General features: G+C 35.3%; 17 protein-coding genes. 15 read left to right on the plus strand and 2 right to left on the minus strand.

Annotated elements, in window-relative coordinates; genetic code table 11:
- Positions 1-5 precede the first annotated feature (5 nt).
- The gene (locus FLACHUCJ7_RS09425; protein WP_180908721.1) at positions 6-446 is read right to left on the minus strand and encodes a hypothetical protein; all 441 of its coding nucleotides are present in this window, start codon (positions 444-446) and stop codon (positions 6-8) included.
- A 386-nt stretch (positions 447-832) separates the two neighbouring features.
- Here FLACHUCJ7_RS09425 and FLACHUCJ7_RS09430 point away from each other — a divergent pair, with 386 nt between their 5' ends.
- Positions 833-2,875 (plus strand): transketolase family protein, encoded by a 2,043-nt coding sequence (locus FLACHUCJ7_RS09430; RefSeq protein WP_180908722.1) that lies wholly within the window; start codon positions 833-835, stop codon positions 2,873-2,875.
- A 23-nt stretch (positions 2,876-2,898) separates the two neighbouring features.
- The gene (fsa, locus tag FLACHUCJ7_RS09435) at positions 2,899-3,555 is read left to right on the plus strand and encodes a fructose-6-phosphate aldolase (protein ID WP_180908723.1); all 657 of its coding nucleotides are present in this window, start codon (positions 2,899-2,901) and stop codon (positions 3,553-3,555) included.
- Between the two features lie 125 nt (positions 3,556-3,680).
- Here fsa and FLACHUCJ7_RS09440 read toward each other — a convergent pair whose 3' ends face one another.
- The gene (locus FLACHUCJ7_RS09440; protein WP_031453963.1) at positions 3,681-4,370 is read right to left on the minus strand and encodes an NUDIX hydrolase; all 690 of its coding nucleotides are present in this window, start codon (positions 4,368-4,370) and stop codon (positions 3,681-3,683) included.
- A gap of 551 nt (positions 4,371-4,921) precedes the next feature.
- Between FLACHUCJ7_RS09440 and FLACHUCJ7_RS09445 the strand changes: the two genes are divergently transcribed.
- The 13 genes from FLACHUCJ7_RS09445 (at position 4,922) to FLACHUCJ7_RS09505 (ending at position 26,340) form a co-directional block, all read left to right on the plus strand.
- On the plus strand, positions 4,922-7,990 hold the full coding sequence (locus FLACHUCJ7_RS09445) for a SusC/RagA family TonB-linked outer membrane protein (RefSeq protein WP_180908724.1): 3,069 nt from the start codon (positions 4,922-4,924) through the stop codon (positions 7,988-7,990).
- Positions 7,991-8,018: 28 nt separating this feature from the next.
- Positions 8,019-9,581 (plus strand): RagB/SusD family nutrient uptake outer membrane protein, encoded by a 1,563-nt coding sequence (locus tag FLACHUCJ7_RS09450; RefSeq protein ID WP_078226849.1) that lies wholly within the window; start codon positions 8,019-8,021, stop codon positions 9,579-9,581.
- 129 nt (positions 9,582-9,710) lie between these two features.
- A complete protein-coding gene (locus FLACHUCJ7_RS09455; protein ID WP_180908725.1) occupies positions 9,711-10,712 on the plus strand; it encodes an arabinan endo-1,5-alpha-L-arabinosidase in 1,002 nt (333 codons plus the stop codon).
- Between the two features lie 61 nt (positions 10,713-10,773).
- Entirely contained in the window at positions 10,774-12,321 is a 1,548-nt protein-coding gene (locus FLACHUCJ7_RS09460; protein ID WP_180908726.1) for an alpha-N-arabinofuranosidase, read from the plus strand.
- Between the two features lie 11 nt (positions 12,322-12,332).
- On the plus strand, positions 12,333-13,955 hold the full coding sequence (locus FLACHUCJ7_RS09465) for an arabinan endo-1,5-alpha-L-arabinosidase (protein WP_180908727.1): 1,623 nt from the start codon (positions 12,333-12,335) through the stop codon (positions 13,953-13,955).
- A gap of 159 nt (positions 13,956-14,114) precedes the next feature.
- A complete protein-coding gene (locus FLACHUCJ7_RS09470) occupies positions 14,115-15,071 on the plus strand; it encodes a glycoside hydrolase family 43 protein (RefSeq protein WP_180908728.1) in 957 nt (318 codons plus the stop codon).
- Between the two features lie 166 nt (positions 15,072-15,237).
- Positions 15,238-17,553, plus strand: coding sequence for a glycoside hydrolase family 127 protein (locus FLACHUCJ7_RS09475; protein ID WP_180908729.1), 2,316 nt, complete (start codon positions 15,238-15,240; stop codon positions 17,551-17,553).
- A gap of 9 nt (positions 17,554-17,562) precedes the next feature.
- Positions 17,563-18,546: an arabinan endo-1,5-alpha-L-arabinosidase gene (locus FLACHUCJ7_RS09480; protein WP_180908730.1), complete on the plus strand. Its 984-nt coding sequence runs from the start codon at positions 17,563-17,565 to the stop codon at positions 18,544-18,546.
- Positions 18,547-18,789: 243 nt separating this feature from the next.
- Complete coding sequence (locus tag FLACHUCJ7_RS09485; protein WP_180908731.1) at positions 18,790-20,775, plus strand: alpha-L-arabinofuranosidase C-terminal domain-containing protein; 1,986 nt, start codon at positions 18,790-18,792, stop codon at positions 20,773-20,775.
- 165 nt (positions 20,776-20,940) lie between these two features.
- Positions 20,941-22,632 (plus strand): ribulokinase, encoded by a 1,692-nt coding sequence (locus FLACHUCJ7_RS09490; protein ID WP_180908732.1) that lies wholly within the window; start codon positions 20,941-20,943, stop codon positions 22,630-22,632.
- Positions 22,616-23,317 carry an L-ribulose-5-phosphate 4-epimerase gene (locus FLACHUCJ7_RS09495; protein ID WP_025570946.1) on the plus strand — a complete coding sequence of 234 codons (702 nt, stop codon included), beginning with the start codon at positions 22,616-22,618 and terminating at the stop codon, positions 23,315-23,317. Before FLACHUCJ7_RS09490 ends, FLACHUCJ7_RS09495 begins: the two co-directional genes overlap by 17 nt.
- 193 nt (positions 23,318-23,510) lie before the next feature.
- Complete coding sequence (araA, locus tag FLACHUCJ7_RS09500) at positions 23,511-25,019, plus strand: L-arabinose isomerase (protein ID WP_078226859.1); 1,509 nt, start codon at positions 23,511-23,513, stop codon at positions 25,017-25,019.
- 139 nt (positions 25,020-25,158) lie between these two features.
- Positions 25,159-26,340 (plus strand): aldose epimerase family protein, encoded by a 1,182-nt coding sequence (locus tag FLACHUCJ7_RS09505; RefSeq protein WP_180908733.1) that lies wholly within the window; start codon positions 25,159-25,161, stop codon positions 26,338-26,340.
- Positions 26,341-26,373: the final 33 nt, after the last annotated feature.

The following is a 26,373-nucleotide window of genomic DNA, read 5'->3' on the forward strand; positions in this document are numbered from 1 at the left end:
ATTTTTTATTTTTTCTCCAAAGTCATATGATTATATGTGGCTCCTGGAAATTCCATTCCAATAATCAATTTAATCGCATCATTGTATAATATTTTTATGGAATAAACATCGACATAATCGCTATCTTCTTTATCAACAATCTTTAAGACAGCAAGTTGCTTGTCGTTCGTGGTAGAAACAAAAATATTTTGGTAATTATTCGTCAATATTATTTCGTAATTATAATTTCCTTTCAAAATATTATTGTCAATGATTTCTAAAGTATTATTGGTTTTAAAATTATATAATATTTGTGATTTGCTATAATCTCCCGATTCAGCGTCGAAATTTAATTGAATCCATTCACCCAAAATCTTATTTGAGTATTCATTTTTATTAATTTCTTGTGCTGATATGTATGAAGAAAAGAAAAACACAATACATAATTTTATAAATATATTTTTCATTTTTGTTAGTTGTACTTTATTAAATTGCTCACACAAATTAAGATTGATAAAAGTCAAATGTAATGTTTTTCAAGATATAGATTATATTCAGCAAGTTTCATTAAATCAAATACTGACGTAAAGTATTTAAATTATTTTTTTGTTTAAAAGACAGCTTATTTCTTCAGTACTTAATAAATCCTCAAAAATTTAGTAAAAAAAATAAACAAAATATTTTTTGTTTTTGTGAAATTATTTTACATACATTTGTAAATGTAAATTTCACACTTATTATTTGATTTGTTTCTGCCCAATTATTTTTGAAATTATTTTGATTTCAAATCCGGTATTTGCAAGTCGAAAACTCTATTGAAAAAACCACAAAAACTTTACAAAAATAACCAAGAATGAACAACAAAATAGACCAGTTATCGGCAGATAATATACGTGCTTTAGCGATCTCAATGGTAGAAAAAGCAAATTCAGGCCATCCCGGAGGAGCTATGGGAGGTGCAGATTTTCTTCACATTTTATATACTGAATATTTAAAATACGATCCATTAGATATGCAATGGATTTTCAGGGACCGATTTTTTATGGATGCAGGACATCTTTCGGCTTTGATGTATGCACAGTACCATTTGCTGGGGAATTATGAAAAAACAGATTTAGAAAATTTCAGACAATGGGGATCTGTTACGCCTGGACATCCTGAAATTGATGTGAAACGTGGAATTGAAAATACTTCGGGACCTTTAGGACAGGGACATGTAATGGGAATAGGGGCAGCCATTGCAGCCAAATTTTTATCAGCACGATTTGATAATTTATTCGATCATAAAATATACGGATTCATCACTGACGGAGGTGTTCAGGAAGAAATTTCGCAAGGAGCAGGACGTATTGCAGGACATTTGGGATTGAACAATTTTATTATGTTTTATGACTCTAATGACGTACAGCTTTCGTCAATGACCGATGAGGTTACGACAGAAGATACAGCCATGAAATACGAATCATGGGGATGGAAGGTGACTACGATTGACGGACATGATCATGACCAGATTCGTAAAGCCCTGACAGATGCCACTAACGAAACTGAAAAACCAACCCTGATTATAGGAAGAACCATAATGGGTAAAGGATGTGTGACAGCAGACGGATCAATGTATGAAGGACAATGTGAACTGCACGGAAAACCAATTGGCGCCACAAAAGCTGATTTTAATAAAACACTACAGAATTTAGGTGCAAATATTGAAGATTCATTTGCGGTTTATGAAGAAGTTGCAGCACATTATTCTGCTATTTTAAAAAGTAAAACTACAGAATCAGCTGAAAGAAAATCAAAAATGGCAGCGTGGGAGAATCAAAATCCTGAACGGGCTCAAAAAATCCAACAGTTTTTCTCAGGAGATTTGCCAAATCTTGATTTTAGCAGTATTACCCAAAAAGCAAATGCAGCAACGCGTGATGCTTCTGCAGCAGTTTTGGGTTATCTGGCAGAAAACGTTGAGAATATGATTGTGTCTTCAGCAGATTTATCGAATAGTGACAAGACAGACGGTTTCTTAAAAAAATCATCGGTTTTGCAAAAGAATAATTTTCACGGAGGCTTTTTACAGGCTGGTGTTGCCGAATTAACAATGGCTGCAATTGCCAACGGAATCGCATTGCACGGAGGAGTAATTCCGGTTGTAGCTACATTTTTTGTGTTTTCAGATTATATGAAACCGGCAATTCGTCTGGCAGCGATTCAGGAATTACCGGTAAAATATGTTTGGACGCACGATTCTTTCCGCGTAGGCGAAGACGGGCCAACGCATCAGCCAATCGAACAGGAAGCACAAATTCGATTATTGGAAAAAATTAAAAACCATTCAGGAGATCAGAGTTTACTGGCTTTGCGTCCGGCAGATGCTGTTGAAACTTCTGTAGCCTGGCAAATGGCGTTGGAGAATAAAAAAACACCAACCGGTTTGATTCTTTCGAGACAGGATATTAAGGATCTTCCAACTAATGGAAATTCAAGATTTGAAGAAGCCTCTGAAGCCAAAAAAGGAGGTTATTTAGTAAAATCAGTTCAAAATCCGGATATCACTTTAATTGCTAATGGCTCAGAAGTGGCAACTTTAATTGATGCGGCATCTGAACTGGAAAGCACGATGCAGGTAAAAATAAATGTAGCCTCGATAATTTCTGAAGGATTATTCAGATCACAATCAAAAGAATATCAGGAAAGCGTGATTCCGAATGGTGGACTGGTATTCGGACTTACAGCAGGGCTTCCGGTTAATCTGGAAAATCTGGTTGGAAATAACGGAAGAGTATATGGCCTGGATCATTTCGGCTATTCTGCTCCTGCTTCAGTATTAGATCAGAAATTTGGATTTACTAGTAAAAATGCAGCAGAGGAAATCAGTAAATATTTAAAAGAAAACAATTTTTAATCCACTAAAAGCAAAAAGAAAACATGAAATTTTTTATAGATACAGCAAACTTAAAAGATATTAAAGAAGCCAATGATTTAGGAGTTTTGGATGGTGTTACCACGAATCCGTCATTGATGGCAAAAGAAGGAATCACCGGAGCTCAGAATATTCTGGACCATTATATAAAAATCTGCAAACTTGTTGACGGTGATGTAAGCGCCGAAGTAATTTCAACAGATTTTGAAGGAATGATTGCCGAGGGAGAAAAACTGGCAGCATTACACCCGCAAATCGTGGTGAAAATCCCAATGATAAAAGATGGTGTAAAAGCCATTAAATATTTTTCGAATAAAGGAATCAGAACCAATTGTACTCTTGTGTTTTCATCAGGACAGGCATTGCTGGCAGCAAAGGCCGGTGCAACTTATGTTTCTCCGTTTATTGGAAGGCTGGACGATGTTTCAACAGACGGTATGAATCTGATCGAAGAAATCAGGCTGATTTATGACAATTTTGGATTTGAGACCCAGATACTGGCAGCTTCTGTTCGAAATGTAATGCACATTATTAATTGTGCAAAAATAGGATCAGATGTTATCACAGGTCCTTTGAGCGCAATCGAAGGTTTATTGAAACATCCTTTAACCGATATTGGTTTAGCTACATTTCTGGCAGATTATCAAAAAGGTAATAGTTAAAAAAAGAGAATAATTAGTTTAGTTTTAATAGTAGTTTTATTTAATGCAAAACCCTGAAAGTTTGTGGGCTTTCAGGGTTTTATTTTTTTGATACTTGCGGTTTATGTAAAATTTGTGTTTCGTTTTTATAAATTTAAGACAAAATCGTTAAGTAATTTTTCTTCATATTTTTCTTTATTGAAAGTATACAAATAAGATCCTTTTCTGGAAGACTGCATGTCTTTTTCATCCAGTTTATTCAAAATTTCCAAAGAATTGATTTTACTGATAAAGTTACGTTTGTCGAGTTCTTTGCTTAAAATTGCTTCGTATAATTCTAATAATTGTCGCATGGTGAATTTTTCAGGAAGTAATTCAAATCCAATTGGTTTTATCGAAGTTCTGTAGCGCAATCTTCTAATGGCGTGTTGTACCATTTCATTGTGGTCAAAAATAAGATTTGGCGCATCAGCTATGCTAAACCATTCTGCATGATAATTTTTAATCAATTCCTCATTATGGTTTTCAATATTAATCAGGGCATAATAAGATACAGAAATAGTTCTGTCTACAGGGTCACGATCTATTTCACTATACGCGTGCAGCTGTTCCATATAAATATCGTGTAGTCCGGTATAGGTATTCAGAATTCTAATGGCTGCATTGTCTAATATCTCATCACGTTTTAAAAATCCTCCCATCAAGGACCACTTCCCCTTTTCAGGTTCAAAGTCTCTTTTAATCAAAAGTATTTTTAAACCCTGGTGGTCAAATCCAAAAATGATGCAATCTACTGCTAATAAAACCTTATCCGCAGAGCTATAACTGTTTAGCATATTTTATATTTTATCGGTAAATATATAAACTTCTCAATATGTTTCATAATTTATTAATGTCGATTTTACACTTAATAAAGTTATTTAGAAAATTTCTTGAAATTTTATGTTTAATTCAGATTAAAAATGTGTAAAAGTACAATTAAATCTATTTTGTACTAAAAAGAGATTGTTTTATTCCTTATAAAACACATTTTAAGTAAAAATTAACGCTATTAATTAAGTTTTTTATTACAAATATACTTGCTTAATTAATTTTTATTCTTTCAAAACACATTATTTATAACTTTTTCTTAACATCTGTTTTTTTGATTAAATGTTTGCTTTTTGATAAAAAGTGTAGTTTTTACACAAATAAAACGATTAAAAGACATTTTTTTTAAAAGACCATCAAATTTTAAATGTTGATTTAACACTTAAATTGCAATATGTATTTTTTTTATTCACTTTTTTTATTAGATTAATTTGTTTTTGCACTTTTTTTTTATTTAAATTTACAAATGTAAAATTAACACTTATAATTATACACTAACTAACTTAAAAACACCAGTATGATAACAAACAAAAAAATGTTTCTTTATTGCAATTTTTTATTGCCAAAAAGAGAATGGCTCGTAGCATTATTTATGCTAGTATTTTCTGTTAATCTTATGTCGGCTCAGGGCAAAGAGATTAGCGGGATTGTTACTTCAGGACAAGACAAATTGCCTTTGCCGGGAGTGAACATTATGATAAAAGGAACTCAAACATCAACCTCAACCGGATTTGATGGGCAGTACTCTATTAAAGCATCGCCAACTGATGTGTTGGTTTTTTCATTTATTGGATTTGAAAACCAACAAGTAACAGTAGGTAGTCAATCAAAAGTAAATATTGTATTAGGTGAAGATACCAATAAGTTAAATGAAGTAGTTGTAGTAGGATATGGTACTCAAAAGAAAGGAGACATTACAGGAGCCGTTGGTGTGGTAAATATGGAAAGCGCTAAAAAGGTAATAGCATATGATGTTGCTAAAGTTTTGCAAGGTCAGGTTGCGGGTGTTACAGTGCAGTCTTCTGGAGAACCTGGTAGTTTTGTAAATATAAAAATTAGAGGAATTGGTTCATTTACTAATAACAATCCTCTTTGGGTTATTGATGGAGTTATTGTTGATAGTCCTTATGATTTTGCGACAGGTGATATAGAGTCTATGCAAGTGCTTAAAGATGCCTCAACAGCTGCAATTTATGGAGTTCGAGGTGCAAATGGTGTAGTTATTATTACTACCAAAAAAGGAAAATCAGGAGCAATGAGCATCAAATACAAATCTATCCTGAGCATACAGGATATAACTAAAAGATGGTCGTTAACAGATAGAGTTGGATATCAGACTATTGCAAATGAAGCAGAAAAAAACAGAGATCTTCAAAATGGGGTGGCAATAAATATTGCACCTGGTAATGATCCAACTAGTCCCTATTATATAAATAATGTAGATACTAACTGGCAGGATGAAGCTTTTGATACAGGTGTAATTCAAAATCATTCAGTTGCAGTTTCGGGTGGAGCAGAGTCACTTTCATATAATCTGAATTTGGATTATTTTAAAAACGACAGCTATCTTAAATCTCCTCAGCAATACGAAAGATATGCTTATAATTTGAATTTAAGCGGTACAAAAGGAAAGTTTAAATATGGTACAAAAGTTAGTTATACACAGTCTGATAAAGAAAACTTCAACACTTATTTTGGTACAGCAGTATCCGGATTGGTAACAGCAATACCAACTATACCAGTATATGATGAAAATAGACTTGGAGGTTACGGAGGTGCAGACTCAAACACGCAGAGGGCAATTTCTTTAAACGTAATAGGATTTAATAATCTGTTGCAAAACGAAACCAGAAGAAATCGTTTTGTGGGAAATATTTGGGCACAATTAGAAATTCTTAAAGGTTTAAAATATAAAGTAAATGTAAGTGCAGACCGATTAGACTTCAAAAACAGATATTTTAATCCCCCAAGTGATTTAGGCTGGTATTTTGTTGTAAATGAGGAAAAAGCAATACTTGATGCCAGTAACGGTAGCGAAACCAGAACATTTTTGGATAATACACTTACATATGATTTAAACATAGATAAACATAAGATTGAGCTTTTAGCAGGTATAACACAGGAAAATTTTAACCATTACAATCATATCTCAAGTGGTTTAGGATTTGCAACAGGAGAGATTGTACATTTAGAAAATGCAGATGAGGTAACGACTCGTGAATATGAATCTAAAATAACAGCAAAATCGTACATAAGCAGAGTAAACTACAGTTATGATGATCGTTATTTTATTCAGGGTAATTTCAGACAGGATAAATCTTCTCTCTTTGCTGAAAAAAATAATACAGCAAATGCATATTCTTTTTCTGCTGGTTGGAAGTTAAGCAGTGAGAAATTTATAAAACTTCCTATTTGGGTAAATTTAGTTAAATTAAGAGGAGGTTATGGTATTTTAGGTAATAATACCCTTGGACCATATAGTTATGCTGAAACGGTTAATCCTTTTGTCCCTTATTCTTTTACTACCAGTGCAGGTGTTTCTACAATGGTACCAGGAACAACTGTTGTTTCGGCAAAGGATCCAAATATTAAATGGGAAACATCAAAATCCAGCTCTGTGGCTTTAGAATTAGGACTGTTTCAAAACAAATTACAATTCACAGGAGAATTTTATGAAAAAATAACATCTGATCTTTTAGCAGAAGGACCAACGCCTTTATCTTCAGGAACTTTCCCTGCATCTATTACAACAAACGTTGCGAAAGTAAAAAATTCAGGACTGGAGTTCTCTTTATCGTATGCTAATAATGATAATGTTTTCAAGTATAGTGTTGGAGCAAATTTTTCTACACTTAAAAATGAAGTACTGGAACTAAACAAAAACAATGATCCAATTTATGGCGCCGCTTCAAAGACAGTAGTAGGAAGATCAATAGGAGAATTATATGCTTTTGAAGCTATTGGTATTTTTCAGAGTGATGCAGAAGTTGCATCTTCTCCAACGCAAAATAATGCAAAAGCCGGCGATATTAAATTTAGAGATGTAGATGGAAACAACTTAATTACGAATGAAGACAGAACTTTTCAGGGATCTGCTATTCCAAAATATACTTATGGTTTAAATTTTAGCTGCTCTTACAAAAATTTCGATTTTTCTATGTTTTGGCAAGGTAACGCTGGAAATAAAATATTTAATTCAACATACCGTGACTTAATGGCTGGACAATATTCTAATGCCCATACCGATATGTTAAATTTTTGGACACCAACAAACACAGATACAAATGTACCAAGACCTATTATTGGTGATCCTAATTCTAACGGTAGAGATTCTAACCGATTTATCGAAAGCGGTGATTACATAAAACTGCAAAATTCTCAAATAGGATATAACATTTCTTTAGCAAATACTAAATTTATTAACAAAGCCAGAGTTTATCTTAGTGGTCAAAATTTATTAACTCTGACAAAATACAGAGGTTATGATCCGGATTTCATTAGTGACGGATTATTTTCCAGAGCCTACGAAGGAGGGTCGTTTCCAAACCCAAGAACAATTTCGATGGGTGTAGAGATTGAATTTTAATTTAGTTAATAAACAAAAATATAACAAGATGAAATATAAAATATTAAGTTACGCTACATTGTCACTTTCACTTTTTGTGTTGGCAACGAGTTGTGTAAACGACGAAGATTTAGTTCAGGCAGATCCTAATTTAGAAACAACAGGTTCATTTTGGAAAACAGATGCCGATGCAATGCAAGGTTTAAATGCAACTTATGCAGCTTTAGTTACAGATGGTGCGTATCAGCGAAGTACTCCATTATGTTTAGATCTTAAAGCAGATGATTCACGAAGTGAAAGTCCTTGGGGGGCAATGCTAAATGTAGGACGTTTTAATAGTGATGTTTATAATTTTGACATTTATGGATGGGCTTATGAAACTTATTATATAGGTATTAATCGTGCAAATCAAGTGCTCTCAAAAGTGCCTGGAATTGCAATGGAAGATGCTGAACTTAAAAAAAGAATACTGGGACAAGCTTATTTTTTGAGAGGATTATATTTGTTTCATGCAGTAAATATGTTTAAAAATGTACCTGTTCCAACAGAACCGGCCGCTTTTTATCCTCAAAAAACACAAGCAGAAGGCTGGGCACAAGTAATTGCCGATTTTAAAATGGCTACTGATTTATTGCCGACTTCATACAACAATGTAACAGGATTGGATGCAGGATTTAAAGGCCGTGCAACAAAAGGTGCTGCTTTAGGATATTTAGGAAAAGCTTATTTATTTACTAAAGATTTTGAAAATGCTAAAACAACTTTTAAGCAGGTAATAGATTTAGGTGTATATTCTTTAGTAGCAAACTATCGTGATAATTTTACCGAGGCTAACGAAAACAATTCTGAATCGTTATTTGAGGTTCAATTTGATTCTTCTTTAGGAGGGACAAATATTTTTCCTCACGGAGGTATACCTGGTCCTACATGGAATCTTGCAAGCGCAAGAGCTGTTACTTATGGTGCGAGAGGTTTTGGCTGGAGAGATGTTCAGCCTACCCGAACATTATTCAATGATTTTCAAATTGAAAAAACAGTTACCAATGAAGTAGATCCCCGCCTGATTGCCACAATAATGTATAATAAACCGGGTGGCGTTACATTGTACGGTGTTGATTTCGCTACTCATTATGCAAGTAGCCCAGGAGATTTAAATGATCTTTTTTGTAATAAATATGAAAACTCCGATACAAAAACAGATGAGTTTGGCTGGAAATCAGGAATTAATGAAAGAATATTACGATATGCAGATATTTTACTTATGTATGCAGAGTGTTTAAACGAAACAGGCGATACCCCTGGAGCCTATACTTATATTCAAAAAGTAAGAGATCGCGTTAATTTGCCAAATTTAGCAACTGCAAAACCAGGATTGACACAGACAACGATGAGAGAACAAATAGCTCATGAGCGTTTCTTGGAATTTGCTCTTGAAGGACACCGATTTGATGATATTCGTCGCTGGGGATGGTTAGAAGACCTTACAAAATTAGCATGGTTAAAATCCAGAGATGACGAATTCAATTCTTATGTAAAAGGAAGAGAATATTTTCCGATACCACAAAAAGAAAAAGATTACAATCCAGGGACTATCCAAAATGATGGTTATTAAATATTTATTGAATTAGTGAGATTACATAGTATCATATGGCAGCTTAAACTGCTATGTGATATTATGTTTTTTAAAAAGAATAGAATACCAGAGAAGTTAAATTCATTCAGTAACTAAATTATTATCACAATGAAAACAATTATAAGTTTGGTTTTATTAGCAATATTATTAGGAAGTTGTCAAAATGAAGACGTTGTTTCTCCAAACGAAGAAGCAGCTTCTGTGACTCAGGATTCTCAGATTACAAATTTAACAGCAAAAACAGTAGTAGGAAATGTTCCTTCACACGACCCAAGCACAATAGTAAAAAGCGGAGTTAATTATTATGTTTTTACGACAGGGGATAATATTCCGATGACATATTCAAGAGATTTGGCAAACTGGACATGGGGAACCTCTGTATTTACATCTACTCCAGGCTGGATAACAGGGTATGTACCTGGTTTTACCAAAACATTTTGGGCACCGGATGTTGCCTGGTTCAATAACAGATGGAACATGTATTACTCTTGTTCTACTTTCGGATCGGCTACTTCTGCTATTGGGTTAGTAACTGCTCCTTCAATTTCACAAAGTGGAGGGACAACGTGGACAGACAGAGGCGTTGTGGTTTCTTCTAATTCTTCATCAGATGTAAATGCAATTGATGCTTCTATTTTAGTTGATGGCAGTAATGTTTATATGGCCTATGGTTCCTGGCATGCCGGAATTGGGGTAGTTCAGATTAATCCTTCCACAGGAAAACCAACAGGAACAAGAACAGTTGTAGCAGGAGGAAACAATGCTTCATGGGAAGCACCTTGTTTAATTAAAGAAGGCAGCTATTACTATATGTTTGTAAACCGAGGTACTTGCTGCAATGGTGTAAACAGTACCTATTATATTGTTGTAGGCCGTTCAACAAGTCCGTTTGGAACTTTTGTTGACAAAAATGGGGTATCCCTAAAAAGCGGAGGGGGAACAACAGTTCTGGCTTCTCAGGGCGATTACATCGGACCAGGTCATTTATCCAGAATTACCGGAACCCAAAAAGGGGCTGTTCATTATTACAATAAAGCAGACAATGGAAATCCAAAAATGGAAATTGTATACTTTACATGGTCAGGAGGATGGCCAACGCTTTCGTATTAAAAAATTAATATAAAGAGGAAAATTGATTAATTTCCCTCTTTATAACTATCTATACCATAACATGAAAAAAACATTTTTAATTCTATTTGTATTTACATTTTGTAATCAAATTACTTTCGCACAAAAAGAAACTACGATTGTCACATTAAAAAATGATGACAAGGCTCCAACTATCAACAAAAATATCTACGGGCATTTTGCAGAACATTTAGGGCGCTGCATTTACGGAGGTTTTTTTGTGGGTGACACTTCAAAAATACCAAATACTAAAGGAGTTCGAAATGATATTATTGCGGCTTTAAAAGATTTGAAAATTCCAAATTTAAGATGGCCTGGCGGTTGTTTTGCCGATACTTACCACTGGAAAGACGGAATTGGACCTCAGGAACAAAGACCAACTATTGTAAACAAATGGTGGGGTGGAGTAACGGAAGACAACAGTTTTGGGACACATGATTTCTTAAATATGTGTGAGCTTTTAGGAACAGAGCCCTATTTATCAGGAAACGTGGGAAGCGGTACTGTTCAGGAATTAGCTGACTGGGTCCAGTACACCAACTTTAGCGGAAAAAGCCCTATGAGTGATTTGCGTAAAAAGAATGGCAGGATAGAACCATGGAAAGTTAAATTCTGGGGAATTGGTAATGAAGCATGGGGCTGCGGAGGAAATATGACTGCTGAATATTATGCCGGAGAATATAGAAAATTTGCAACTTTCATGTCGGACTGGGAAAATACTGGTGGAATCACACGCATCGCGTCAGGTTCAAACGGTGACGATTATAACTGGACAGAAGTTTTAATGAAAAACATTCCGCTTAATATGTTAGGCGGACTTGGTGTGCATCATTATGCGGTAATCAACTGGAATAAAAAAGGAGACGGAGTTGATTTTACAGAAGAACAATATTTCAAAACCATGCAATCTGCTCTAAAAATGGAAGAATTGGTTACCAAACACGGTGCTATAATGGATAAATATGATCCTGAGAAAAAAGTAGCCATGCTGGTTGACGAATGGGGAGGTTGGTATGAAGTAGAAAAAGGTACAAATCCGGGATTTTTATATCAGCAAAATACAATGCGTGACGCAGTTTTAGCTGGTTCAACATTGAATATTTTCAACAACCATGCAGACAGAGTTAAAATGGCAAACTTAGCGCAATGTGTAAATGTTTTGCAGGCTGTAATCTTAACTGACAAAGCAAAAATGATTACTACACCTACTTATCATGTAATGAAAATATACGCTGTTCATCAGGATGCAAAACTATTACCTGTAAGTTTTCAGTCGCCATTATATACGGTGAATGGAGAAACACTTCCTGCAGTATCGGCTTCGGCTTCAAAAGATAAAAATGGGGCAATTCATATTTCTTTAGTAAATGTGGATGCCAAAAATAAAAACAAAATTGAGATTGATGTTAAAGACCTTGGCGTAAAAAACTTCACTGGAACAATAATAACATCAGCAAAATTACAAGATTACAATTCATTCGATACACCTAATAAAATTGTACCAACAGTTTTTAAAGGTTTCGAAAATAAAAAAGGAAAATTAGAAATCATTATTCCTCCTTTCTCAGTAGTTGTTTTAGAAGGAAAATAAAAATACAAAAGATGAAAAAATCAAATTCCATTTTAAAAATGGCTTCGTACATCGGTTTTTTTTTGTTTGCTCTTGTTGTAGTAAGCTGCTCAAAAGATGACCCTGCAAATGAAGACACAGATCCGCCTGTAGTGGTAGATCCACCTGTGGTTACACCTACTTTTCCGGGGCCAACTTATGCTGACAATTATACTTCAATTTCTTCCTGGAATAGCAGAGCACAATGGAATTTAGCCAACGTTCACGATCCTTCAGTAGAAAAATCTGGAGAATATTATTATATGTACCAAACGGATGCTTCTTATGGAAATGCACACGAAGGAAACGGACATTTTTTCTACCGAAGATCAAAAGATTTGATCAATTGGGAATTCATGGGATCTTCAATGACTCAGGCTCCGGCATGGGTAAAAGATTCTTTGAACAACAAAAGAGCAAGAATGAATCCGGCTCTTCCTCCAATCACAAATCCGAGTTATGGATATTGGGCGCCTTGTGTTCGAAAAGTGGGAAATAAATTCAGAATGTATTACAGCATTGTCGTAACGAATCCAATTACAGGAACAGATACCAATACATCTTGGTCAGAACGTGCTTTTATCGGTCTAGCCGAAACAGATGATTTGGCTTCAAATAATTGGGTTGATAAAGGAATGGTAGTTTGCTCTGAACCAGATGGCGTAAAAAGTTACGTTCGAAACGGCGGAAACGATTGGGATGCTTATTTTAAATTCAACGCCATCGACCCGAGTTTTATTCAGACTCCAGAAGGCGATCAGTATTTAATTTATGGTTCTTGGCATTCTGGAATTGCAGCTTTAAAACTGGATCCGGCAACAGGAAAACCCTCTAAATTAAAAACCATTGACGATTACGGAGTAAGAATTGCAGGACGCGGAAATGTAAGTACAAATCGCTGGCAAGCACTCGAAGGCCCTGAAATTATCTACAATCCAGATACACAATATTATTATTTGTTCTTGGCATATGATGAATTGTCAGTTGCGTATAATACACGCGTGGCACGTTCTAAAAACATTTTAGGCCCGTATTTAACCATCAGCGGAAGCAGTATCACAACTGGAGCAGAATGTTATCCAATGGTTACGCATCCGTACCAATTTAAAAACCATACAGGCTGGGTTGGATTTTCGCATTGTGCTGTTTTTCAAAATCCAGATACGAAGCAATGGTATTATGCTTCTCAGGCGCGTTTGCCTGAAGGTGTTCCAGGAATTGCCGTTTCAAATGCCGTAATGATGGGACATGTTCGCGCCATTCAATGGACAGAAGACGGTTGGCCGGTTGTAGAAGCTGAACGTTATGCAGGAGTTCCGGCAACCACAATTACCGATGCAAATTTCGTGGGAACTTGGGAACAAATCACAATGAATTACCAATACAAAACCATGCAAAAAGCAGGAACAATTTATTTAACTGCCGATAAAAAAGTAAGCGGTGACGCAACAGGAACTTGGTCGTATGACAGCACTAAAAAAATCTTGACGGTAAACGGAGTAAAATGTAATGTATCCGATGCTTGGGATTGGGAACTAGCAACCAGAAAAGTGACTTTGAGTTATTCCGGATATACAGCTGCAGGATTACCTGTTTGGGGTAAAAAGATTAATTAGAAAATTAGAAAATTAGAAAATTAGAAAATTTCAATTTTTAAAATTCTAAAATAAGAATCTGCTCAATCTGCGAGAGAAAAAATAAGCCCCGGATTGCACAAATTTCCACAAATTAAAATTCGAGAAAATTTGTGCAATCTGGGGCAAAAAAAAACGATAATGAAAAATCTATTTACAAGCCTGTCGTTTTTAGCTTTAATTACGTCATGTAAAGTAGTTGCTCAAAGCGATCCATCAAAATTCAATAATCCAATTATAAAAGATCAATATACTGGTGATCCTGCAGCATTGGTTTACAAAGACAAAGTGTATTTATACGCCGGTCATGATGAAGCGCCAAACGATTTTAATTTTTATAAGATGAATGAATGGGTGGTGTATTCTTCTTCAGATATGAAAAAGTGGGAATCACATCAGGTGCCGTTAAAAGTGACTGATTTTGCTTGGGCAAAAGGAGATGCATGGGCTTCGCAGGTAATTGAAAGAAACGGAAAATTTTATTGGTATGTAACGGTAGAACACGGTTCAATACCCGGAAAATCGATTGGAGTAGCAGTTTCAGACAATCCAATTGGTCCTTTCAAAGATGCTTTAGGAAAAGCGCTAATTACAAATGATATGACAACGCACACCAAAATAAGCTGGGATGATATTGACCCGACAGTTTATATTGATGATGATGGCCAGGCTTATCTGATTTGGGGAAATACCGTTTGTCATTATGCTAAATTAAAAGCAAATATGATAGAATTAGACGGACCAATCCAAACAATCGATTTGCCAAGTTTCACCGAAGCGCCGTGGATTCACAAACATAAAAACTGGTATTATTTGTCGTATGCGTATCAGTTTCCGGAGAAAATCGCCTACGCCATGAGCAAATCAATTACAGGTCCTTGGGAATTTAAAGGAATTTTGAATGAATTAGCCGGAAACAGCAATACGAATCATCAGTCAATAATTGATTTTAAAGGACAATCGTATTTTATTTATCACAATGGAGCTTCCATTCCACACGGAGGAAGTTTCAGAAGATCAGTCTGCGTTGATAAATTATTTTATAACAAAGACGGAACAATGAAACGAGTTGTGATGACATCTGAAGGAATTCAGTAGTTTAGTCATTAGTGTTCAGGTTTTTAGTGTACAGTTTAGTTTTTCAGTTTTTATAGGCACTGCTTATATGATCTAACAAAGTTTACAGTTAACCAAAACTTAAATTTACTTATATCACATATATGGTTAACAAAAGAAATATTTTTAATAATTATATTTTAAACACATGGCTTTCTCCTATATTAAAGTGAGTTTGAAAAAAATAACGACTAAATCATTTTATTTAGTCGCAACTCTCTTAATTACTCTCCCTTCAATCGCACAGATGCAGGAATTTAAATTGCAAGAGATAAAACTAACTAGTGGTCCTTTCAAAAATGCACAAAACGTTGATCTTAAATATTTATTAGACCTAAATCCAGACCGACTACTAGCACCTTATTTGATAGCTGCCGGTTTACCTACAAAAGCGGATAGATATGGCAACTGGGAAAACATAGGTCTTGATGGACATATAGGAGGTCATTATTTAGCAGCATTATCAATGATGTATGCTTCTACGGGAAATAAAGAAATTAAAGACCGTTTGGATTATATGATTTCTGAATTGGATCGTTGCCAGCAAAAGGACGGAACTGGTTATGTTGGAGGTATTCCTGAAGGAAAAGTCTTTTGGGATAGAATTCATAAAGGAGATATAGACGGTAGTGGTTTTGGTTTAAATAATACCTGGGTTCCAATCTATAATATTCATAAACTTTTTGCAGGTTTAATTGATGCCTACAATTATACGGGTAATGAAAAGGCAAAAGAAATTGTAATAAAATTAGGAGATTGGTTTATCGAATTGATCCGACCTCTTTCTGATGAGCAAATTCAAAGAATCTTAAAAACAGAACATGGTGGTATAAACGAATCTTTTGCTGATTTATATAGCATTACAAAAAACAAAAAATATCTTGAAACGGCTGAAAAGCTTTCGCAAAAAGCCATTCTCGATCCATTAATTAAAAAGGAAGACAAACTAACGGGTTTACATGCTAATACACAAATACCAAAAGTTATTGGTTTTGAGAAAATTGGAAAGCTATCGGATAATAAACAATGGTCCGATGCCGCGCAGTTTTTTTGGAAAAATGTAACCGAAAAAAGAACTGTCGCTTTTGGAGGAAATAGTGTTGCGGAACATTTCAATCCTATAGATGATTTTAGCGGCATGCTAAAATCAAATCAAGGCCCCGAAACTTGTAATTCCTACAATATGGAACGTTTAAGTAAAGCGTTGTTTTTAGACAAAAACGATGTGAGTTACCTTGATTTTTATGAGCGTACACTTTACAATCACATTCTTTCCAGCCAGGAGCCTAACAGAGGTGGTTTTGTGTACTTTACTCCAATTCGGCCAAATCATTATCGCGTGTACTCGCAGCCAGAAACCAGTATGTGGTGTTGCGTTGGTACAGGTCTTGAAAATCATTCTAAATATGGAGAATTAATTTATAGCCATTCAGAGCATGATATTTTTGTAAATCTATTTATTCCATCCACTTTAAACTGGAAAGAAAAAGGAATAGAATTAGAGCAAACCACAAAATTTCCTTATAAAAATAACAGCGAGATTGTTTTAAAACTTAAGAATCCTAAATCTTTTGTTTTGAACATTCGTTATCCAAAATGGGCAACGAATTTCGAAATTTTAGTAAACGGGGAATTGCAAAAAATACAAGCCAAACCAGCTAATTATGTTAGTCTGGCAAGAAAATGGAAATCAGGAGATAAAATAACCATTGCATTTAAGACTTCAACGCATTTAGAAAAATTGCCAGATGGCTCCAATTGGGCAGCATTTGTAAATGGTCCTATTGTATTGGCCGCTAAAACTTCTACTGAAAATTTAGATGGCTTGTTCGCTGACGATAGCCGAATGGGGCATGTTGCTCAGGGAAAATACGTTTCGTTAGACAAAGCTTATGCACTGGTAGGAGACGAGGGAACTTATGTTTCAAAACTTAAAGATTTAGGCAATATGCGTTTTAAGTTAGATTCATTAGAATTACAACCCTTCTTTGAAATACACGATGCCCGTTATCAGATGTATTTTCAAACCTATAAACAAGAAGATTACAAAGAAAAGCAGGCATTGTTAAAGCAACAGGAAATCGAAGCTATGGCAATTGAAGCTAACACGGTCGATAAAATAAATTGTGGAGAACAACAGCCTGAGGTAGATCATCATTACAAAGGAGAAAAGAGTGACTCTGGTTATGAGGAAGATGGTTTTTGGAGAAATACCAGCTCGTATATTTCCTATCAAATGGTAAATAAAAATCTAGAGGGTAAATTTATTGAAATTAGTTTTTTAGGAGACTTTAAAACGGATAACCTCGATGTTTTTATTAATGAAAAACCTGCGGAGATTATCGCAAAAAAAGACAAAATACTTCAATTCAAATTAGACAATACTCAAATTATTAATTTAAAAATTAAGTCTAAAGACGGCAAAAAAACGTCTAAAATTTATCAAATAAGAATTGTAAAATAAAAAATAATCATGCAATTGTATACCAAAATAAAATCAATATTCACGCTCCTGTTTATTCTAATAGGATCCGCAGCAATAGCGCAAGACATTGTTGTTCACGATCCGGTTGTGATTAAACAAAAAGATACTTATTATTTATATTGTACCGGAAACGGAATTAGTGTCTTTAGTTCAAAAGATTTAAAAAAATGGGACAAACAGCCTCAGGTTTTCAAAGAAAAACCAGTTTGGGCAGACGGTGTTGCAGCCGATTTTAAAAACCATATCTGGGCACCGGACATCTCCTTTCATAACAATATGTACTACCTGTATTATTCGGTTTCGGCTTTCGCCAAAAATACTTCGGCGATTGGCGTTGCGACTAATACAACATTAGATCCATCTGATAAAAATTACAAATGGGTCGATCAGGGAATTGTAATTCAGTCACAGCCTAATCGTGACATGTGGAATGCCATTGATCCAAATTTGATTTTTGATAAAAATAATACACCCTGGCTTTCTTTTGGTTCTTTTTGGGAAGGACTGAAAATGGTAAAATTAAATCCAGATTTAAAATCAATTGCACAGCCTCAGGAATGGCATACCATTTCAAAGCGCAAAAGAACTTTTGAATTATCCGATTCTGATCCAGGCGACGGCGCGCTTGAAGCCCCGTTTATTTTTAAGAAAAACGGATATTATTATCAATTTCTTTCTTGGGATTTGTGTTGCCGCGGCGAAAAAAGCACTTATAAAGTTGTGGTTGGAAGATCTAAAAACGCAACCGGACCTTATGTCGATAAAGACGGAAAACCATTAAATGAAGGTGGAGGAAGTATTGTGGTTCAAGGCGATGAAAATTATTTTGGTGCTGGCCACAACAGCGCTTATACTTTTGATGGTAAAGATTATATTTTTTATCACGCTTACGAAAAGAAAACCAACGGAACACCAAGATTAGTTGTAAAAGAAATGAAATGGGACGCTGATTTATGGCCTCTTTTAAAATAGATAAATCAATTATAATTAAAATAAAGCCAAAGATTAAAGGAATAAAATCTGCTCCAATTTGCAATAATCTGCGGGAGAAAAAATTGAACACAAAGCGATGTATTTTTAGACAAATGAAATGCCTTTTTAATGAAAAGGAAACTATGAATCTATGTGTTAGAAAAATTAAATCAGCGCAAATTTGTTGAATCAGTAAAACTCATGGTTCAAAAACCGCAAAATATAAAATTAAAGACAATAAAAATGAACACTAAATTAATCACAAAAGCGACAATCTGCGGACTATTATTTAGCAGTATTCTCGCATCGGCACAAAAAAATAATCTTCAGGTAGATATTGCAAAAACAGTAACCAAAATTGAACCGACAATGTACGGTGTGTTTTTCGAAGACATCAACTTTGCTGCAGATGGAGGTTTATATGCAGAAATGATTAAAAACAGATCATTCGAATTCCTTTTTCCAATGATGGGATGGCAGGAACCGAACAGTGACCGTCATAAATTAAACCAACAATCCGGAATTGCAAATGTGATTCAGTATTCCCAAAAAGGAACCAACCATAATTATTGCCGCGTTACAATTAATGATGCAAATGGTTATGAACTGATTAACGAAGGTTTCAGAGGAATGGGAATCAAGAAAGATTTGAAATACAATCTTACTTTAAAAGCTTCAAAGATTTCAGGTACTATTTCGAAAATTAAATTCCAGTTTATTGACAAAAACAATAAAGTTTTAGGAGAAACTTCAATTGTTCCAACATCAAAAGACTGGTCAAATTATACGGCTCAATTAACATCAAATGCAACAGAAGCTAAAGCAAAATTAAAAATCACTTTTGAAGGAAACGGAGTAATTGATTTAGATAATATTTCATTATTTCCGGAAGATACCTGGGCGGGAAGAAAAAACGGACTTCGTAAAGATTTAGTACAATTATTATACGATTTGAAACCGGGATTTTTACGTTTCCCAGGAGGTTGTATTGTTGAAGGAAGAACTTTGGCAGAACGTTATCAATGGAAAAAATCGGTTGGAAAAATAGAAGACAGAGAAACGGCAGTAAACCGCTGGAACATGGAATTTGCGCACAGACCAGCACCGGATTATTTCCAAAGTTTTGGTTTAGGATTCTTTGAATATTTCCAGCTTTCAGAAGACATTGGTGCATCACCGCTTCCAATTTTGAGCTGTGGAATGGCTTGCCAGTTCAATACAGGACAATTAGTCCCGATGGATCAGATCGATCCGTATGTTCAGGATGCGTTAGATTTAATTGAATTTGCGAATGGCGGAACCGAAACCATTTGGGGAAAACTCAGGGCAGATATGGGACATCCAAAACCATTCAGTTTAAAATTCATCGGAGTTGGAAATGAGCAGTGGGGTCCGGATTATATTGAACGTTTCAAAGTGTTTCAAAAAGCGATTAAAGCCAAATATCCAAACATTACGATTGTTTCAGGAACAGGACCTTTCCCTGAAGGAGATTTCTTTGATTACGGCATGACCGAACTTAAAAAACTGAATGCTGAAATCGTTGACGAACACTATTACAAAGATCCGGCATGGTTCCGTAAAAATGTAACGCGTTATGATAGTTACGATCGAAAAGGACCAAAGATTTTTGCTGGAGAATATGCAGCACAAAGTGTTGCGATTGCGAGTCCGGACAATAAAAACAACTGGGAATGTGCTTTCTCTGAAGCAGCATTTATGACTGGAATGGAACGTAATGCTGAGGTCGTTCATTTAACTTCTTATGCACCTTTATTAGCACACGAAGAAGGGTGGCAGTGGACTCCGGACATGATTTGGTTCAACAATTTAGAATCATTTGGAACACCAAATTATTATGTTCAGAAATTGTTTTCTAACAATAAGGGAACCGATTTAATCAATATTACAAAAGATGGACAAGCCGTAACAGGTCAAAATGATTTGTTTGCATCGGCAGTGAAAGATGTGAATTTAAAAGAAGTAATTCTGAAAATAGTGAATACAGCTTCATCAGATCAAAATGCATCAATTGATTTAAAAGGAGCCAAATTAGATACAAAAGGAACAGCTGTAATTTTGAAAGGAGATGGGCTTAACGATGAGAACTCTTTTGCAGCGCCTACTAAAATTAGTCCTAAAGAGAGTGAATTTAAAGTAAAAGGAAACCAAATTCAATACAATTTTCCAGCGTATTCTGTAACTGTTTTGAAAATAAAGATGAAATAATCGCAACATAATAAATGTATAAGTTACGTTTGTTTTTTGTTTTAAACATAAATCATTGTTTTGATGCATTATCTGTAAAAAACAACAAGCTAATTTTTATTAAGTGTTTTTTGTACACTTATAAATTAATTATATTATATTTGTCATCATAAAATGAATTTCGAAATGAAAAATTACGTTATAGGATTAGATTACGGAACAGATTCTGTTCGTGCGGTGCTAATAGATACTGAAAATGGGCAGGAATTGGCATCCAATGTTTCTCATTACAAAAGATGGAAGAATAAGCAATATTGTGATGCATCGATTAATCAGTTCCGTCAGCATCCTTTGGATCATATTGAAGGATTGGAAATTACGATTCAAAATGTTGTTAAGGAAAGCAAAGTTGATCCTGCTGCAATAAAAGGAATCTGTATAGATACTACAGGATCTTCTCCTGTACCAGTTACAAAAGACGGAATTCCATTGGCTTTGACAAAAGGTTTTGAGGAGAATCCAAATGCGATGATGGTGTTATGGAAAGATCATACATCGATAAATGAAGCAAACGAAATCAACGAACTGGCAGTTAGCTGGGGCGGAGAGAACGTAACAAAATATGTAGGTGGAATTTATTCATCAGAATGGTTTTGGGCAAAAATCCTGCACATTGCGAGAGAAGATGAAGCCGTTCGAAATGCAGCGCACACCTGGATGGAACACTGCGATTTAATGACCTATTTGTTAATTGAAGACAAAGATTTAAAAACATTTAAAAGAAGCCGTTGTGCTGCGGGTCACAAAGCAATGTGGCACGAAGACTGGAACGGACTTCCTCCGGTTGAATTCTTAGAAAAATTACATCCGTATTTAGCACAGCTTCGTGGAAATTTATACGACGAAACCTATACTTCAGATTTAGTTGCCGGAAATTTAAGCAAAGGATGGGCAGATCGTTTAGGACTTTCTACAGATACAGTTGTAGCGGTAGGAACTTTCGATGCACATTCTGGAGCAGTTGGTGCAAAAATTGGCGAAAACACTTTGGTTCGTGTTATGGGAACTTCAACCTGCGATATTTTGGTGGGTTCTTATGAAGAAGTAGGTACCAAAACCGTTCGCGGAATCTGTGGTCAGGTTGACGGATCTGTGATTCCCGGATTTGTAGGTCTTGAAGCAGGACAATCTGCTTTTGGAGATTTACTGGCCTGGTACAAAGAATTATTAATGTGGCCAACAGAGCAATTATTAGCTTCTTCATCTCTTTTAAATGATGCCCAAAAAGAACAATTAAGAGAAGAATTCAGTGATAAATTAATTGTAGAATTAACCAAAGAAGCTGAAAAGATTCCATTGTCTGAAAGTGTACCAACCGCTTTAGACTGGATCAACGGACGCAGAACTCCGGATGCTAATCAGGAAGTAAAAAGCGCCATTTCAAACTTATCTTTAGGATCAAAAGCACCTCATATTTTTAAAGCTTTAGTAAACGCAATCTGTTTTGGATCTAAAAAAATCGTCGATCGTTTTGAAGAAGAAGGTTTAAAAATTGACAGCGTGATCGGTATCGGTGGTGTTGCCCGTAAATCGCCTTTTATCATGCAGACTTTGGCAAACGTTTTAAACAAGCCAATAAAAGTTGCTCTATCAGATCAGGCGCCTGCTTTGGGAGCTGCAATTTATGCTGCTGTAGCTTCAGGAATTTATCCAAATGTGATTGAAGCCAGTCAAAAAATGGGAAGCCCTTTTGAAAGTGAATACACGCCACAACTTGACAAAGTGGCTGCTTACAACAAATTACTTTTAGCTTACGACCAATTAAGTGCTTTTGCAGATCCATCTATTAAAATTACAGAAAATGAGTTCTCTCTATAAAGATTTAAAACAAGAATGTTACGAAGCCAACATGCAGTTAAATGCATTGAATTTGGTGGTTTATACTTTTGGAAATGTAAGCGCAGTCGACAGAAAAAATGGTGTTTTTGCCATTAAACCAAGCGGTGTTCCTTACGAAGATTTAAAACCCGAAGATATTGTTATTGTCGATTTTGACAATAATATTATCGAAGGAACTATGCGTCCGTCATCAGACACAAAAACGCATGCTTACTTATACAAAAACTGGCCGAATATTGGAGGTGTTGCGCATACACATGCGACCTATTCGGTGGCTTGGGCGCAGTCGCAACGTGATATTCCAATTTTTGGGACAACACATGCAGATCATTTAACGGCTGATATTCCGTGCGCCCCGCCAATGGCAGATTCGCTTATCGAAGGAAACTACGAACACAATACCGGAATTCAGATTTTGGATTGTTTCAAAGAAAAAAATCTTTCCTACGAAGAAGTAGAAATGGTTCTAATTGGAAACCACGGTCCGTTTGCCTGGGGAAAAAATGCAGCAAAAGCGGTTTACAATAGTAAAGTTTTAGAAGTCGTAGCCGAAATGGCGTACCTGACTTTACAAATAAATCCGAATGCGCCAAGATTGAAAGATTCCTTAATAAAGAAACATTACAATCGTAAACACGGAAAAGATTCGTATTACGGACAGTAAAAATTTAGTTTCAGGTTTCAGGTTTTTTTGTTTCAAGTTGTTGGAATGCTGAACTTGGAATCTGAAACTTAAAAGAAATAAAACAAATAATAAATAACAAAGATTTTCAGCATTTCAAAAACTTGAATAGAGAGTCCTGATCGAACAGGAGAAGCAAACTTGAAACCTGAAACTTGAAACAAAAAATAACAAAATGATTGACATTTCTCAAAAAGAAGTATGGTTTGTAGTAGGAAGCCAGGAATTATACGGTGAAGAAACATTAAGAAAAGTAGCAGAACATTCTCAGATAATTGCAAAAGGGTTAGGAGAATCGTCTCAAATTCCTGTAAAAGTAGTTTATAAGGATGTGGTAAAATCTCCAGCTCAGATTTTAGATGTATGTCTGGCAGCAAACACTACTAAAAACTGTATCGGATTGATTACCTGGATGCATACTTTCTCACCTGCAAAAATGTGGATTGGCGGATTAAGCATCTTGAAAAAACCATTATGCCACTTGCATACCCAATACAATGCTGAAATTCCGTGGGGATCTATCGACATGGATTTCATGAATCTTAATCAATCAGCTCATGGAGATCGTGAATTTGGTTTTATCATGTCCAGAATGCGTAAAAAACGCAAAGTGGTTGTAGGACACTGGGAAGACGAAAGAGTTCAGAAAAAATTAGGAATCTGGACAAGAGTAGCTTTAGGATGGGACGAACTTCAAAACCTGAAAGTAGCCCGTATTGGAGACAATATGCGTGAAGTTGCCGTTACGGAAGGTGATAAAGTTGAAGCTCAAATCCGTTTCGGAATGTCGGTTAACGGTTTTGATTCTTCTGATGTGACCAAACATATCGAGAAAGTTACAGAGCAGCAATTAAACGATTTATTAGCGGTTTATGAAGCTTCTTATAATTTGACTGATTCTTTAAAAGAAGGCGGAGCACAAAGAAGTTCATTAGTAGAGGCAGCAAAAATTGAATTAGGTTTAAGAGCTTTCCTTGAAGAAGGAGGTTTTGGAGCTTTTACAGATACATTTGAAAATCTGGGAGCATGGAAACAATTACCGGGAATCGCTACACAAAGATTAATGGCCGATGGTTATGGTTTTGGTGGAGAAGGCGACTGGAAAACAGCTGCAATGGTTCGTGCATTAAAAGTAATGAACATTGGTCTTGAAGGAGGAACTTCGTTCATGGAAGATTACACATACCACTTTACACCACAAAAATCATACGTTTTAGGATCACATATGTTGGAAATCTGTCCATCTATCGCTGACGGAAAAGCTTCCTGCGAGGTTCACCCGTTAGGGATTGGCGGAAAAGAAGATCCAGCACGTTTGGTATTCAACTCACCTGCAGGAGAAGCAATCAATGTTTCATTAGTGGATATGGGGAACCGTTTCCGTTTAATCGTAAACGAAGTTGTTGCGGTTAAACCAATGGCTGAATTGCCAAAATTACCGGTTGCAAGAGTTTTATGGGATTGTAAACCAAACCTGGATATTGCAGCTACAGCATGGATTTTGGCTGGAGGAGCACACCATACAGTGTACAGCCAGTCAGTTACAACTGAGTTTATGGAAGATTTTGCAGACATTGCCGGAATTGAATTGTTGGTGATTGATGAAAAAACTACTATCAGAGATTTTAAAGATAAAATTAATGCCAACGAAGCGTACTACCATACGTTTCAACACGGATTGTAATATAAACTAAGTCAAAAGTCTAATGTCGAAAGTCTAAAAGTGCCAATGTAACGAATGAAACCTTGGTAAATTTTGTAACTTCGACCTTAGATTTTTGACTTTAAGACTTTTGACTTTACAACTTTAAACCAAAAAAATTATGAATGTATTAAAACGTTGTGTTTTCGGAATTGCGATAATCGGTTTGACAACACTTTCTGTTCAATGTAAAAGCGATAAAAAAATGGATGCAACCACAACTCAAGACACAAAAGATTCTGTAACAATTGTAAAATCTGATTACGGAACAACTCCAAAAGGAGAAAAAATTGAAAGCTATAAGCTGAAAAACCAAAATGGGATGGAAGTGGATATCATCACTTTTGGAGGTATTATCACTGATTTGAAAGTGCCAAATAAAGACGGTGTTTCTGAAAATGTAGTAACCGGATTTAATTCTCTGGAACAATACATGAAGCCAAACCCGTTCTTTGGTGCATTGATCGGACGTTTCGGAAACCGAATTGCAAAAGGTAAATTTACATTAGACGGTAAAGAATATACACTGGCTACAAACAACGGACCTAATGCGCTGCACGGAGGACCGGAAGGTTTTTTTAGAGCAGTATGGAAAGCAGAAGAAACAAAATCAGGAGAAGCTGCTGTTTTGAAATTATCTTACTTAAGCAAAGATATGGAAGAAGGCTATCCTGGAAATCTAAAAGTTGTAGTGACTTATACGTTAACTAAAAACAACGAACTTGAGGTACTTTACGAAGCTACTACTGATAAAAAGACAGTTGTAAATTTAACACAGCATACGTATTTTAACTTATCGGGGGATTTCTCTAAAACAATTTTAGATCACGAGATTACTTTAAATGCCGATAAAATTGTTCCGGTAGATGCTACTTTAATTCCAACAGGAGAATTACAGGATGTAGCCAATACGCCATTCGATTTCAGAAAACCAAAATTAATTGGAAAAGAAATCGATGCTAAAGATGAACAATTGATAAGAGGAAAAGGTTACGATCACTGCTGGGTACTAAATAATACAGAAAAAGGCAAAACAGTTATTGCAACAGCTTACCACCCTGCAAGCGGAAGAGTTTTAGAAATGACCACAGACGAACCTGGAATTCAGTTCTATTCTGGAAATTTCCTTGACGGAACTTTACCAATGCGTAACGGCGGAACTTATGCACAAAGAACAGGTTTCTGTTTAGAAACAGAACATTATCCGGATTCTCCAAACCAGAAAAACTTTCCAACGACAGTTTTAAATCCTGGCGAAAATTATAAAACGAAAACAACATTTAAGTTTTCTGTAAAAAAATAAATTCTTTTGAATTTTGTTTAGTTAGTTTAATTC

This window comes from Flavobacterium salmonis, assembly GCF_903819435.1.
In the GTDB taxonomy this organism is placed as follows: Bacteria; Bacteroidota; Bacteroidia; order Flavobacteriales; family Flavobacteriaceae; genus Flavobacterium; species Flavobacterium chungangense.